This window comes from Pantoea sp. RSPAM1 (assembly GCF_038816185.1).
Classification (GTDB): Bacteria; Pseudomonadota; Gammaproteobacteria; order Enterobacterales; family Enterobacteriaceae; genus Pantoea; species Pantoea ananatis.
Genome location: NZ_CP046137.1, coordinates 2185250 through 2199003 on the forward strand (window position 1 = coordinate 2185250; position 13754 = coordinate 2199003).

12 protein-coding genes are annotated in these 13754 nt (G+C 53.5%); 6 read left to right on the plus strand and 6 right to left on the minus strand.

Going from position 1 to position 13754, the window contains the following annotated elements; all coding sequences use genetic code 11:
* Positions 1-26 precede the first annotated feature (26 nt).
* Complete coding sequence (locus GKC68_RS10770) at positions 27-437, plus strand: hypothetical protein (protein ID WP_028724237.1); 411 nt, start codon at positions 27-29, stop codon at positions 435-437.
* Here GKC68_RS10770 and GKC68_RS10775 read toward each other — a convergent pair.
* Positions 434-1822: a basic amino acid/polyamine antiporter gene (locus tag GKC68_RS10775; protein WP_028724238.1), complete on the minus strand. Its 1389-nt coding sequence runs from the start codon at positions 1820-1822 to the stop codon at positions 434-436. The genes GKC68_RS10770 and GKC68_RS10775 overlap by 4 nt on opposite strands.
* A gap of 210 nt (positions 1823-2032) precedes the next feature.
* Positions 2033-2986, minus strand: coding sequence for a DUF1471 family protein YdgH (gene ydgH, locus GKC68_RS10780; protein WP_013025873.1), 954 nt, complete (start codon positions 2984-2986; stop codon positions 2033-2035).
* A 532-nt stretch (positions 2987-3518) separates the two neighbouring features.
* Here ydgH and pntA point away from each other — a divergent pair.
* On the plus strand, positions 3519-5051 hold the full coding sequence (gene pntA / locus GKC68_RS10785; RefSeq protein ID WP_047715235.1) for a Re/Si-specific NAD(P)(+) transhydrogenase subunit alpha: 1533 nt from the start codon (positions 3519-3521) through the stop codon (positions 5049-5051).
* Positions 5052-5054: 3 nt separating this feature from the next.
* The gene (gene pntB, locus GKC68_RS10790; RefSeq protein ID WP_028724240.1) at positions 5055-6443 is read left to right on the plus strand and encodes a Re/Si-specific NAD(P)(+) transhydrogenase subunit beta; all 1389 of its coding nucleotides are present in this window, start codon (positions 5055-5057) and stop codon (positions 6441-6443) included.
* Between the two features lie 48 nt (positions 6444-6491).
* On the opposite strand, the gene uspE is transcribed toward pntB, so the two are convergent.
* Both uspE and GKC68_RS10800 read right to left on the minus strand, forming a co-directional pair.
* Positions 6492-7445 (minus strand): universal stress protein UspE, encoded by a 954-nt coding sequence (gene uspE / locus GKC68_RS10795; RefSeq protein ID WP_047715233.1) that lies wholly within the window; start codon positions 7443-7445, stop codon positions 6492-6494.
* 119 nt (positions 7446-7564) lie between these two features.
* A complete protein-coding gene (locus tag GKC68_RS10800) occupies positions 7565-8305 on the minus strand; it encodes an FNR family transcription factor (protein WP_028724242.1) in 741 nt (246 codons plus the stop codon).
* A gap of 318 nt (positions 8306-8623) precedes the next feature.
* Here GKC68_RS10800 and smrA point away from each other — a divergent pair, with 318 nt between their 5' ends.
* Positions 8624-9190, plus strand: coding sequence for a DNA endonuclease SmrA (gene smrA, locus GKC68_RS10805; protein WP_028724243.1), 567 nt, complete (start codon positions 8624-8626; stop codon positions 9188-9190).
* Here the strand turns inward: smrA and GKC68_RS10810 are convergent.
* On the minus strand, positions 9187-10107 hold the full coding sequence (locus tag GKC68_RS10810) for a LysR substrate-binding domain-containing protein (protein WP_013025867.1): 921 nt from the start codon (positions 10105-10107) through the stop codon (positions 9187-9189). The genes smrA and GKC68_RS10810 overlap by 4 nt on opposite strands.
* A gap of 318 nt (positions 10108-10425) precedes the next feature.
* Between GKC68_RS10810 and GKC68_RS10815 the strand changes: the two genes are divergently transcribed.
* Together GKC68_RS10815 and GKC68_RS10820 are read left to right on the plus strand one after the other, a co-directional pair.
* Positions 10426-11766 (plus strand): aromatic acid/H+ symport family MFS transporter, encoded by a 1341-nt coding sequence (locus tag GKC68_RS10815; RefSeq protein ID WP_047715232.1) that lies wholly within the window; start codon positions 10426-10428, stop codon positions 11764-11766.
* Positions 11767-11833: 67 nt separating this feature from the next.
* Positions 11834-13174 carry a VOC family protein gene (locus tag GKC68_RS10820; RefSeq protein WP_264238427.1) on the plus strand — a complete coding sequence of 447 codons (1341 nt, stop codon included), beginning with the start codon at positions 11834-11836 and terminating at the stop codon, positions 13172-13174.
* Positions 13175-13206: 32 nt separating this feature from the next.
* Here GKC68_RS10820 and GKC68_RS10825 read toward each other — a convergent pair whose 3' ends face one another.
* Positions 13207-13641, minus strand: coding sequence for a DoxX family protein (locus GKC68_RS10825; RefSeq protein WP_014605776.1), 435 nt, complete (start codon positions 13639-13641; stop codon positions 13207-13209).
* Positions 13642-13754 lie beyond the last annotated feature (113 nt).

A 13754-nucleotide genomic window follows, 5' to 3' on the forward strand; every position in this document is an offset into this window, starting at 1 on the left:
CATTGTGATCACCTTGAGGAGCCAAAGTGTTTGATAAAGAGCTGGCATCCGCGGTATACCGCGATCGCATCTGCTTTAATTACAGTGATTTTCTGTCGGCATCCTGTAAAAAACGATGGAGCTTTGTGGATGCAATCTACGGCGTACTGCCTATTTTTGGCATGGTGACACGCAAATCTGCGCACAGCTTACAGGCGAGTGAAGAACAGCTTAAAGAATTAGCATTACAAATCATTTCAACGCAGGTCAGCGATGAAATCAACATAGCCCGTTTGATCACGCTTGCCGAGCAGCAACACATTCCCCGCTTCGATATTCAGCTTCCGTACCCGCTGTCAGACAAGCAGCTTGAGGCGATTCATGAAGAATACGCTAAGCCTGTTGCACTGACACAGCAGGATGACCTGCTGTGTGTCGTACTGGATCAGGCGCACTAGGCCAGCAGTTTCCACATCGCAGGTAGGGTTGCCGCCACGATCAGCATCATGGCAACCCGTTCGACCGGCTTCAATGCCACCTCATGCCCGCGACGACGCGCAAAAATAAACAGTAAAATACCCGGCGTATAGAGCACCACTGACGTAAACAGATGCAGCGGGCCTGACGCATACAACAGCCAGATGCCATACAGGCTGGCGCCCACACCGACGGCAAGCGCCCAGGGTTTTTGCTGTCCTTTCACCACTTTGATCAGATAAAGTCCGACCAACAGATAGGGCACCAGAATCATTTCAGAGGCAATGGTGAGCAGCGTGTTGTAATCCGCGCCGGTCAGGGCAATGAGGATCAGGCAAACCTGAATACTGCCGTTTGTCAGCCATAACGAGGCGGCAGGCGCATTGCGGGCGTTTTGCCGGGCAATACTGCGTGGAAACGCCCCCTGCTGTGCGGCAATAAAGGGCACTTCAGCCGCCATGATCGTCCAGCTCAGGTAAGCCCCGCACACGGAAATAATCAGGCCCACCACAATAATGGCGTTACCCCAGCTCCCCGTCAGGCGCGTCATCAGGCCTGCCATGGAAGGATTCCGCATTTCCGCCAGCTCCGCACGGGGAACGATGCCCAGTGACAGCAGCGTCACCAGCAAATAGACCAGCAGGGCAGCCAGCACCGCCAACAGCGTCGCGCGTCCGACATCCTTTTTATGCTTTGCACGAGAGGATACAACCACCGCGCCTTCCACGCCGATAAACACCCACAGCGTGATCAGCATGGTCTGCTTAACCTGTTCCCACAAGGGGACGCCCAAACTGAGTCCGGAAAAATCGAAGTGAAACCGGTCATAATTGAAGGCCAGTACGGCCAGTACTACAAACAGTAACAGTGGAACCAGTTTGCCAAGGGTTGCCAGCAGGTTGATGCTGGCGGCGGTTTGCACCCCGCGCAGCACCAGCCAGTGAACCAGCCACAGCAGCAACGATGCGCCCAGCATCGCCTGCCAGGTGTTACCGTTGCCAAAAATGATCCGATCAGGCGTATCCGTAAAGAAGCTCAGCGCAGAAAAAACGATAACCAGGTAGGAGACGTTAGCAATAACCGCACACAGCCAGTAACCCCACGCGGAACAAAATCCGGTCAGTTCGCCGAATCCGGCGCGGGCATAGGTAAAAATGCCGCCGTCCAGTTCAGGTTTCAGCCGCGTCAGTAACAGCATCGCCAGCGAGAGGAAGATAATCCCCGCGCCCGTGATCAGCCAGCCGATCAACAGCGCCGCCGGACCGGCGACCGCCGCCATATTTTGCGGCAAGCTGAAAACACCTGCGCCCAGCATAGAGCTGAGAACCAGCGCTGTCAGGGCACTGAGGCCTAATTTTTTCTCCAAAACGTTCTTCCTGCTAGCATAAGTGGCTGGATGACCAGCATAAACACAACGTTATATCGCCATTGTGTTACGTATAGCGCGTTACATACTCTGAAAAACAGGCGGAGGATTTTACGGAGTGCGGTGAAGGATGGCAATGCGTGGCTATGCAAAATCGAGCAGGAATTATGCAAACAGACAACAGGGCGGCGGTGGCCGCCCTGCGGTATTTTATTTGAACAGATCGGCTGTCACGGTCAGGTTACCACCGCTCTGGTTCTGCCACTGACGCGTCACATGGTAGAATTTAGCCCCTTTCTCGGCAGCGCGTTTTGCGGTTTCCTGTGAAACCTCGGTTGGCGTACCAAAGTGTCCGCTAAAGGTGACGGTATCAAACGGCTGCATCTGTGCTGCCGTGACCGCATTCACTTCCTGGATCTCTTTGCCGTCCGGCAAGGTCACCGTGTAGCGTTTACCGGTTGAGCTCTGCGTTTCAAAGAAGCGGCCTACCGTATTGCTAGGGGTTTCTGAAGAGGCGACGCCGGGGATTTCCACTTTCTTAGCGGCTGCACCGCCTGCCGCCAGCGCGGCTTTGCCCGCCTGAGAGTCGGCCGGGATGGTGTCAGGACTCTGCACCACACGCTGTTTCGCATCGGCCTTATAGATATACGCGGTAATGAACTGGTTACCGCCGGTATTGGCATCAACCTGACGCACGATAAAGAAGGAGGCTGCGCCTTTTTCTTTTGCGGCTTTGGAGATCGCGTCATTGACATCAGGCTGGCTCGGGAAAAAGCCGTTGACGGTCACGGTATCGAAGGGTTCGAGGCGATAAGCCTCTGCCTTCGGCAGCTCTTTCAGGCCATTGAACATCCGGTATTCCGTTTCCTGACTGGCTTTAGGCGCGTTGGCCTTGTACAAATCTGCGGTCACGCGCCAGTTGCCGCTGTTACCGTTGCTGTCGTTAATGCCTTGAATGTAATAAGAATCTGCATTCAGTTCATCAGCACGTTTTGAAACGGCATCGGCCGCATCGCCAATTGCATTGAAACGACCGGTGATATTAATACGTTCGAATGGCTTCAACGCGGCCGCTTGTTCTGGCGTCAGCTCTTTGGCCGCAAATGCATTTGCCGCCAGCAGCGATAACAGGGTAGATGCCAGAATAGTGTTCTTCAGCTTCATAAAAATGATCCTTCGCCTTACGCAAAATGAGTACGAAAACGTGCTGGACTCTTGATGTATAACAGATTAGCCGCTGATTATTACATGTTATAAACACGCTGTCGCAGCCATTTTTTGCGATATATCTCTTGTTGTGAGCCAGGTTATTCAATCCTGACCGCGCGCCGCGCGATTTTGCCTTACGCTTAAGACAATAAGATGAAATGCGCTGTGATAACAGTACGAAAATGGTTAATACATTGTTAATTTTAGCTTTTTTTAAAAGGAATATTAGGGTGAAGCGCGCAACAGTCAGCAGATTGTTTGCTGCTAATGTCCCTTAACAGTGAGGTTGTGCGGAAATGAGTCACTCCGACTGGATATTACGGCGAATGTGACATAACCGCGCCTGTGCAGTAGATCGTCCGTAACAATTTCAGTAGCTTTAGAAACGATTAGGTTATTGCTTTTTATCACATTGCCTGATGGTGGTATCGGCACGGCAATGTGTACCGCAAGGATCATCCTCCTTTAATCGATGAAAGGGAAAACTATGTTAATTGGAATACCCAAAGAGCGATTGGCTAACGAGTCACGCGTGGCTGCCACGCCCAAGACCGTTGAACAGCTAATCAAGCTGGGTTTCAGCGTGGCAGTAGAGCATGATGCAGGTAAGCGCGCCAGCTTTGATGATGACAGCTATCTTGCAGCAGGTGCCTCGCTGACTGACAGCCAGCAGGTCTGGCAGGCCGATATCGTGCTGAAGGTGAACGCACCCGATGATGACGAGACAGGTCTGATCCGCGAGGGCAGCACGCTGGTGAGCTTTATCTGGCCCGCTCAGCATCCCGAACTGCTTGTAAAGCTCGCCGCGCGACACGTCACGGTGATGGCCATGGACGCCGTTCCCCGTATTTCCCGCGCCCAGTCGCTCGACGCGCTCAGTTCCATGGCGAACATTGCCGGTTATCGTGCGATCGTCGAGGCCGCACATGAGTTTGGCCGCTTCTTTACCGGGCAAATCACCGCGGCGGGTAAAGTGCCACCGGCAAAAGTCATGGTCATTGGCGCCGGCGTGGCTGGCCTTGCGGCGATAGGTGCAGCCGGCAGCCTCGGCGCCATTGTGCGCGCGTTTGATACGCGTCCTGAGGTCAAAGAGCAGGTCCAGAGTATGGGCGCGGAATTCCTTGAACTCGATTTTGCAGAGGACGCAGGCAGCGGCGATGGGTACGCCAAAGTGATGTCCGATGCCTTTATTCAGGCTGAAATGGCGCTGTTTGCTCAGCAGGCACAAGAGGTCGATATCATCGTCACCACGGCGCTGATTCCGGGAAAACCCGCGCCAACGCTCATCACCGAAGAGATGGTGGCCAGCATGAAGCCGGGCAGCGTTATTGTGGACCTCGCGGCGCAAACCGGCGGCAACTGTGCGCTGACGGTTGCCGATCAGGTTACCGTCACCGCCAACGGCGTGAAAATCATTGGCTACACCGATTTACCGAGCCGTTTACCCACCCAGTCTTCACAACTTTACGGCACGAATCTCGTTAATCTGATGAAATTGCTGTGCAAAGAGAAAAACGGTGAAATTGCTATCGATTTCGCCGATGTCGTCATCCGTGGCGTCACCGTCGTGCGCGATGGCGAGGTGACCTGGCCTGCGCCACCGATTCAGGTCTCGGCTGCACCTAAAGCCACAACCCCGTCTGCGCCGGTGCAGAAAAAGAGTGAGGTTGCGACGGGATCGCCACGACGCAGCTATCTGCTGCTGGCGCTGGCCATCGTACTTTTTGCCTGCCTGGCGAACGTCGCACCCCGTGAGTTCCTGTCACATTTCACCGTCTTCGCGCTGGCCTGCGTAGTGGGTTACTACGTGGTGTGGAACGTAAGCCATGCGTTGCATACACCGCTGATGTCTGTCACCAATGCCATTTCCGGCATTATCGTGGTAGGCGCTGTGCTGCAAATGGGACAGGGCGGTTGGGTCAGCTTCCTGTCTTTTATTGCCGTATTGATCGCCAGCATCAATATTTTCGGTGGCTTCACCGTCACGCAGCGCATGCTGAAAATGTTTCGTAAGGGGTAACACATGTCTGGCGGATTAGTGACAGCAGCATACATTGTTGCCGCAATACTTTTTATTATGAGCCTTGCCGGGCTTTCCAAACATGAAAGCTCAAGGCAGGGGAATCTCTTTGGCATCTGCGGCATGGCAATTGCGCTCATCGCCTCCATTTTTGGTCCCGATAGCAGCAATGTCGTCTGGATTTTGCTGGCCATGGTTATCGGCGGGGCCATCGGCATCCGGTTAGCCAGACGGGTTGAAATGACAGAAATGCCCGAGCTGGTTGCCATTCTGCACAGCTTTGTCGGGCTGGCTGCGGTGTTGGTGGGGATCAACAGCTATATCGATCATGCCCCCGGACTGCCCGCAGTCATGGAAAATATCCATCTCAGCGAAGTGTTTATCGGTATCTTTATCGGTGCGGTCACCTTTACGGGATCGCTGGTTGCGTTCGGTAAGCTGTGCGGAAAACTGTCGTCCCGACCGCTGATGTTGCCTCACCGGCATAAGCTGAATCTGCTGGCGCTGATCGTGTCATTCCTGCTGTTGCTGTGGTTCGTCAACACAGACAGTAGCGGCGCGCAGGGATTTGCCCTGTTTGTCATGATGGTCATTGCACTGGCTTTCGGCTGGCATCTGGTTGCTTCCATCGGCGGGGCAGACATGCCGGTCGTCGTTTCTATGCTGAACTCCTATTCAGGCTGGGCGGCGGCGGCGGCAGGCTTCATGCTCAGCAACGATCTGCTTATCGTCACCGGCGCGCTGGTGGGATCGTCGGGCGCCATCCTCTCCTATATTATGTGTAAGGCGATGAACCGTTCGTTTATCAGCGTTATTGCCGGCGGATTTGGCAGCGACAGCAGCGCGGTATCGGACAGCGACGAGGCTGGCGAACACCGCGAGATCAGTGCGGAAGACACCGCAGAAATGCTGAAGTCATCCACGAGCGTCATTATCACGCCCGGCTACGGGATGGCGGTGGCACAGGCACAGTATCCGGTGGCCGAGATCACCGAAAAACTGCGCGCCCGTGGCATCAAGGTACGCTTCGGTATTCATCCGGTCGCTGGGCGTTTACCCGGTCATATGAACGTCCTGCTGGCTGAGGCAAAAGTGCCTTATGACGTGGTACTGGAGATGGACGAAATTAACGATGACTTCAGCGACACGGATACGGTGCTGGTGATCGGTGCGAACGATACGGTCAATCCCGCCGCTCAGGACGATCCCGGCAGCCCGATTGCCGGTATGCCGGTGCTGGAAGTGTGGAAGGCGCAAAACGTGATTGTGTTTAAGCGGTCAATGAATACCGGCTATGCCGGTGTGCAAAACCCGCTGTTCTTTAAAGAGAACACCCAAATGCTGTTTGGTGATGCCAAAGCCAGCGTGGAAAATATTCTTAAAGCGCTGTAATAAACAAGGGCGACACAATGTGTCGCCCTTGTTGCGAACCTCGCCTGATTAGTCGTGCTCGTCATCCTCTTCAAGCGTAATCGGCGAAACAAAGTCATCCGGTTTTATCGCCAGCAGATCGCAGCGCAGGTGATCGATCACCTGTTCCGCTGTGTTGCCGAGGAAAGCGGCTGACAGTCCGGTTCGGCCAATAGTGCCTAATACCACAATCCCCGCGCCCAGATGCCCTGAAAGTTCGGGTATCACTTCTTCCGGTAAACCTTTCTCGACATGGGTGAATTCTTCACTGATTGAGAACTTCTGCCGTAGCGCTTTCATCGCCACCAGGTGCTGGCCACGAATCGCGTCGTTGTAAACACTGGGATCAAAGTCAGGCAGTTCAATGGCAATATTGATCGGCGTGATGGGATAGGCGCCCACCAGATGAACTTCGGTATGGTTTACGCTTTCTGCCAGTTTAACGGTTTCACGAATGAGTTTCTGGTTCAGGGCATCGTGGTGAGGTTCTTCGCTGGCGAGGTTAACCGCCACCAGGGCTTTGCCATTTTCGGGCCAGGGCTGATCTTTGACCATCCACACCGGACAAGGACATTTACGCAACAGATGCCAGTCCGTCGGCGTAAAGATCACCGCTTCCAGCCGATCGTGCTGGTGCGCCATCTTAAGCACCAAATCATGCTGATGGGCCAGCACTTCCTGGATGATGGCTTCGTAAGGACGGTTATGCCAGATCACTTTGATATCGATATCCACGCCTGCATCCAGATAGGCCTGGGCCTGTTCGCGTATCCACTCAGAGCGCTGAGAAATCACGCCCTGACGCATTGAGGTGCGCTCATCCGGTGAGAGCAGGGTGGTCATCTCATATGAGAAGTCGTAGATAGGCAGAAAAGCTTTGATTTTGCCGCCGATAAGCTGGTTGAGATATACCGCACGTCGCAGCGCGGGCTGGTCATCCTGTTGAGGATCGATGGCGACCAGAATATTTTGATACTGGGACATAGGCTACTCTCCTTAAACCAAAGCGACTGGATTAAAGATAGCCTATGTTCAACGCAGTAAGAAAGTGAAAAAGATGTAGCCGGATCAATAAAATAACATTTATTAACCCGGCTCAACCATCAGGCTGCCTGATGGCTCTGGCCCGCCAAAGCTTCCAGCATGGCATGGTTCTCAATAGTGATGTATTTACCTTTCACCGCCAGCATGCCTGATTTCTGAAAACGTCCCAGCAAACGGCTAATGGTTTCAACGGTTAACCCCAGATAGTTGCCGATGTCGCCACGCGTCATGGTTAAACGGAACTCACGCTGTGAGAACCCCCGCTGACCGTAACGGCGGGATAAGTTCCAGATAAAGGCCGCCAGTCGCTCTTCAGCGTTCTTCTTGGACAGCAACAGGATCATGTCCTGATCGCCTTTGATTTCGCCGCTCATCAGACGCATCATCTGCTGACGCAGAGCCGGCATTTTGCCCGATAAATCATCCAGCGTATCAAAGGGGATTTCACAGACCATCGCCGTTTCCAGCGCCTGGGCAAAGCTTGGATGGCTGGCATTCATGATAGCGTCAAAACCGACCAGATCACCTGCCAGATGGAAACCGGTAATTTGTTCATCGCCTTGTTCAGTGATGGTATAGCTTTTGATCGTGCCGGAACGTATGGCATAAAGGGAGCGGAGGTCGTCACCGGCTTTAAACAGCGTGTGACCTTTCTGAATGGGTTTCTTTCGCTCAATAATGTTATCTAGCTGATCAAGCTCATGTTCATTTAGTGTGAAAGGGATGCATAGCTGGCTAATGCTGCAATCCTGGCAGTGAATCGCACAACCGCCTGACTGTATACGTTTTTCAGGGAACATAGTGGTTTGCTCGACGATAATTGACTGCGGTCAATTTTACCATTTTTCGCTCACAAAGGAACTCATCCGAGCAGTTTTTAGGCATACAAAAAGTGTGGTCTGTTACACTTCGCGGAAGGCTGTTATTACTGGCTTTCTTGATGTCAAAGTGTAACAGCCGTCAATATATGTTTACGGTTTTATGATTTCATACAGGATTTTTCTTTGTCATAAGGCCGGGGAAAAGGGTTAAAAACCGGGTTAGCGCAGACTTTTGCGATTTTGCTACTATTCGGGTTAAGCACTATTTTGCGTCATATCATTTTACAGGGGCGAGCGATGAACCTTGACGATGACAATCTGTTCCGTGACGCGATGAATGACGTTACGCCACTCAGAGATGCGGACAACACGCGGTGGAATCCTCTCTCCGCCAGTAAAAAAGCACGTCAACTGCCGCCAGAACAGGAAGATGAAAACATCCTGACGCGCGGTTACCTGGATATTATCCCGCTGGATCAGCCTCTGGAATACAAAGCAGAGGGCATTCAGCAGGGCGTGTTAGACAAGCTACGCAAGGGGCAATATACGCTGGACGCCAGCCTTAACTTACTGCGTCAGCCTGTAGAGGTCTGTCGCCAGAACCTGTTTACTTTCATTCGTGAGGTGCGGCAAGCCGGGTTTCGCAACCTGCTTATCATTCACGGCAAAGGGCGCGACAGTGAATCCCACGCCAACATTGTACGAAGTTATCTGGATCGCTGGCTGCGGGAGCTGGATGAGGTGCAGACCTTCTGTGTTGCGCAAAAGCAGCACGGCGGGGCGGGCGCGCTTTACGTCGGATTACGTAAGACCGAGAAAGCGCGTCAGGACAACTGGGAGCGACATGCAAAACGCAGTCGCTAACTGTGAAATTTACGAATAGTACTCATCAGAACCTCAGCGCTCAGGCTTAAGGTATCGCCGGTCCGGGTGATAATACCAACCGGCTCGCCGGGGCCTGGAGAGGTAATGGGTAGCGAGAACACGGCGTTGTGACTGAGATCTTCTTTGATGGCGCCTGAAGGCACAAACCAGATGTAGTCATAGCGCAGCGCCAGTTGCCGGGCCAGCGAGGTGGAAGAGGTTTCAACGCAATGTGGCGGTAAACAGCAGCCTTGCTCGTCCAGCATCTGCTGGGCCAGGCGGCGCGGCGCCGTTCCTTCAGGGGAAATCACCACCGGCCACTGCATAGCACGGGATAAGGTGACATTGTCACTTAACAGGGGGTGTTCCGGCCTTACGACCAGTTTTAATGATTCGAGGAACAGCAGTTCATAGGTTAAGCCGGTCATCATCTCTTTATCAGCCATACGACCAATGCCGATATCAAATTCGCCCGCGCGCAGCCCGGCCAGCAAGACATTGTTGTGCAACGTGGCAACCTGAATGGTGGTGTTAGGACGCAGTTGATGAAAGCGATCGAGAATCTGTGGCAACATGCCCATTGCGGCAGTCGTAAGCGCGCCAAGACGAATCACCGCAGGACGCTCGTTGATCTGTTCGTTAAAACTTTGACCAGCATGGTTTAGTGCATCCAGCACCTTTACCGCATGCGTCAAAAACTGCTCTCCCATGGTGGTGAGCTGTGCGCCCAGTCGGCCGCGTTCGAACAGCCTGACGCCCGTCAGTTCCTCGAGTTCGTTAAGGGTTTTAGAGAGTGCAGGCTGGCTAAGACTTAACGTCTCGGCTGCACGCCCCAGCGTTCCCTGCTGCGCAACGGCAACAAAGGCATGTAAATGACGCAAGCGAATGCGCTGATTGAAAAGGATATTTTTTTCCATTTCCCAAACTTAATGACATTGCCAGTTAACTGGCAACTATTTAAGCTGGATTTTGTTAACTTTGCTGCAAATTTTTATTAACAATGTGTACTTTTTATCGGGTTTTCATTTAAGTTACTGATAAATAATGCATGGGACGCTATCCTCGCATACCGCAGCCGCCAGTCGTGACTGAAAAATCATTAACTTAACTAATCTTTTTTTGAATGATTATTATTCTCGTGTAAAATTCACGCGTTTTATCGTTAACGATCGGCTATCATAAGCGCCGTTTTTTTTACCAAAACTGATAGTTATTTCGTTAAGGAGAGTACGTCCGTGAGCAGCGTTGAGTCGGTAGACGTTCGCCGGTTAATCAATCAGGGTGCCCTGAGCGGTGGCCAGATTCGATTGATTGTACTCTGTTTTATCGTTGTGGCGCTTGATGGGATGGATATTGCCATCATGGGGTTCATCGCGCCCTCGCTGAAAGCGTCCTGGAACGTTACGAACCATCAGTTAGGCGTCGTCATCAGTGCGGCGCTTATTGGCCTGGCGCTGGGCGCCATGATCGCCGGTCCTCTGGCCGACCGCTTTGGTCGTCGCTTAATGATTATATTCAGCGTGCTGTTTTTTGGCTTATGGACGCTGGTTACTGCGTTTTCGCACACCATTGAGCAAATGATCCTGTTCCGCTTTTTGACCGGGCTCGGATTGGGCGCAGCCATGCCAAACGTCAGCACCCTGGTCGCAGAATATGCCCCCGAGCGCCGTCGCTCATTCATCATCACCGTGGTTTTTTGCGGCTTTACCTTTGGCGCAGCCAGCGGAGGCTTTGCGGCATCCTGGCTGTTACCGCGCTACGAATGGCATTCTGTTCTGTTGCTGGGCGGTATTTTACCGCTGCTGGTACTCCCGGTGCTGATACGGCAACTGCCAGAATCCGTGCGTTTCTTAATTAGCCGTGGTGCGCCGTCAGAACGCATCCGAACCATTCTGGAGCGTATGATTCCGGGCAGTACGAACCCGCACTGTCAGTTCCAATCCTCTGAAGCGGACGCCAACCAGCCTGACAAAAACGCAATCGCCACGGTTATCTCCCTCCGCTACCGTACCGGCAGCCTGATGCTGTGGGGCGGCTATTTTATGGGGCTCTTTCTGGTTTATCTGATAGGCAGCTGGCTACCTTCGCTGGTAAGTAAGCAGGGGATGACCGTGACCCAGGCCGCCATCATCACCGCCATGTATCAGGCGGGCGGCACCCTGGGCTCGTTATTTGCCGGTTGGTTGATGGACAGATTCAATGCCAACCTGGCGTTAGCCGTCATCTACTTTTGTGGCGGAATTGCCATTGTGGCGTTGGGTTTCTCACCGGCGCAGGTCACAGTAATGAGCAGCATAGCCTTCTGTAGCGGCTTTTGCTTTAACGGTGCCAACACCGGAATGAATGCCTTATCAGCCAGCTATTATCCTACCCATGCCCGCGCGACCGGCTCCAGCTGGATGCATGGCGTGGGTCGAATCGGTGCCATCCTCAGCGCGTTTGTGGGAGCAGAAATGCTGTCGCTCGGCTGGTCTTTTAACCTGATCTTTTTGCTCCTGGCGATCCCGGCCGTCCTTACGACAGCGATGCTGGTGATTAAAAACCGTTATGGTTTTAAGCCGATCACAAATTCATGATTTTTTCCGCTGACGGCAACGCGTTGGATTACAGTAGCTGCAACGCTCATGCTTTCAGGTGGTGATTATGGATAAGGTTATCAGTGCGGATGCCATCCGTACGGGCTTTTCAAAGGCAATGTCGGACATGTATCAGCAGGAAGTGCCGCTGTACGGCACGTTGATGCAGTTGGTCAAAGACGTTAATCAGGCCTCGCTGGCGGCGGACAGCGCCCTGCAGCAGCGCCTGGCGCAAGCCGATGAGCTGAGCCGTTTAAGCCTGGAACGCCACGGTGCAATTCGCGTCGGCAGCGCCGAAGAGCTGGCCATGCTGCGTCAGATGTTTGCCGTTATGGGTATGTTCCCGGTCGGCTATTATGACCTCTCTCAGGCGGGCGTACCGGTGCACTCAACCGCGTTTCGCCCTGTTGACGACGACGCGTTACGTCGTAATCCTTTCCGTATTTTTACCTCATTACTGCGGCTTGAATTGATTGAAGATCCGGCGCTGCGCGATGAAGCTGCCGCAATCCTGGCCTCGCGTGACATTTTCACCCCAGGCTGTCGCACATTAATTCAACAGCATCAACAGCAGGGCGGCCTGACTGAGACGCAGGCGCAGCGCTTTATTACCGAGGCGTTAGAAACCTTTCGCTGGCACTCGCATAGCCTCGTTGAAAGCAAAACCTATCAGGCCCTTAATCAACAACACCGGCTGATTGCGGACGTCGTGTGTTTTCCTGCCTGTCATATCAACCACCTGACACCGAGAACCCTGGACATTGATCGCGTTCAGGCGTTAATGCCCGAACGGGGTATCGATCCCAAAAACGTGATTGAAGGCCCGCCTCGGCGCAAGGTGCCGATTTTATTACGCCAGACCAGTTTTAAAGCGCTCGAGGAACCTGTCGTTTTCAAAGATGGCTATCAGGGTACCCATACGGCAAGATTTGGTGAGATAGAACAGCGCGGTGCGGCCTTAACCCCAGAGGGGCGCGCGCTTTACGATCGGCTGCTGACTGAGGCCGGAAGCGGCACTGACAATCAACAGCATCAGCAACGGTTATCTGCTGTATTTCAGGCTTTTCCAGATAACGAAACCGATCTGCGCCGGGCGTCGCTGGCCTGGTTTCATTATCGCCTGAGTGATAAAGGCCTGACTGAACCGCCTCAGCCCGGTGAATCGCTGGAAGCCCTGATCGAACAGGGCCGCATTCTGGCCGATCCCATAATTTATGAGGATTTTCTACCGGTCAGTGCGGCCGGGATTTTTCAGTCTAACCTCGGAGATCAAACCCAGGCGCGCTCTTCAGGCCAGGCAAGCCGCAGCAGCTTTGAAGCCGCACTGGGCTGCGCAGTACTGGACGAAATGACGCTGTATGCCCAGCGTCAGGAAGCCTCATTACAACGTTGCGGCCTGGCATGCTAACCCGCCAGGGCGCGATTGCCCGGATTGCGCGACTATTGCAGCCGTGAATCACGTATCAGCGTGAATCTTCCCGCGCCCAGCAGCATGATCACCAGCGCGCCCAGCAGAAACAGCGCTTCGGTCTCCAGCGACCAGGCGCCCACGCCGGTGCGGTGCCATAGTGCCCCGGTTTTGACCAGCAGCGTTGCCACCACCATATTCACCGCCACAATGAACGCCGCAGGCCGCGTCATCAGCCCCACAATCAGCATCAGCGGGGCGATAATTTCCCCAATCCAGGCACCCCAGGCCAGAAATCCTGGCAGGCCGTGCTGGTGCAGCAGTTGGGCAATCCAACCCACCCCGTGCACCAGCTTGAACTCACCGTGAAACAGCAGCAGCCCACCCAGCGTCAGACGCAATAACAGTTTGCCCAGGTCAGGATGATCGGTCATTCGAACAAACAGTTGATTGATGCCACTGAACATTTTCTATTCCTCTTACGCGTTAAACGACATGCAGTACTAAAAACAGGTTCACGGGGAGCGGTCAATCCCGGCGGACGTGCGCAGCACATTTTCGGTATTTTACCCGCTGTGTT

Bases quoted from the DNA above. Each gene is read 5' to 3' on its own strand.
- pntA (WP_047715235.1), top strand. From the start codon at position 3,519: ATGTTAATTGGAATACCCAAAGAGCGATTGGCTAACGAGTCACGCGTG.
- GKC68_RS10825 (WP_014605776.1), bottom strand. From the start codon at position 13,641: ATGTTCAGTGGCATCAATCAACTGTTTGTTCGAATGACCGATCATCCT.
- GKC68_RS10820 (WP_264238427.1), top strand. From the start codon at position 11,834: ATGGATAAGGTTATCAGTGCGGATGCCATCCGTACGGGCTTTTCAAAG.
- GKC68_RS10800 (WP_028724242.1), bottom strand. From the start codon at position 8,305: ATGTTCCCTGAAAAACGTATACAGTCAGGCGGTTGTGCGATTCACTGC.
- pntB (WP_028724240.1), top strand. From the start codon at position 5,055: ATGTCTGGCGGATTAGTGACAGCAGCATACATTGTTGCCGCAATACTT.
- ydgH (WP_013025873.1), bottom strand. From the start codon at position 2,986: ATGAAGCTGAAGAACACTATTCTGGCATCTACCCTGTTATCGCTGCTG.
- GKC68_RS10810 (WP_013025867.1), bottom strand. From the start codon at position 10,107: ATGGAAAAAAATATCCTTTTCAATCAGCGCATTCGCTTGCGTCATTTA.
- uspE (WP_047715233.1), bottom strand. From the start codon at position 7,445: ATGTCCCAGTATCAAAATATTCTGGTCGCCATCGATCCTCAACAGGAT.
- smrA (WP_028724243.1), top strand. From the start codon at position 8,624: ATGAACCTTGACGATGACAATCTGTTCCGTGACGCGATGAATGACGTT.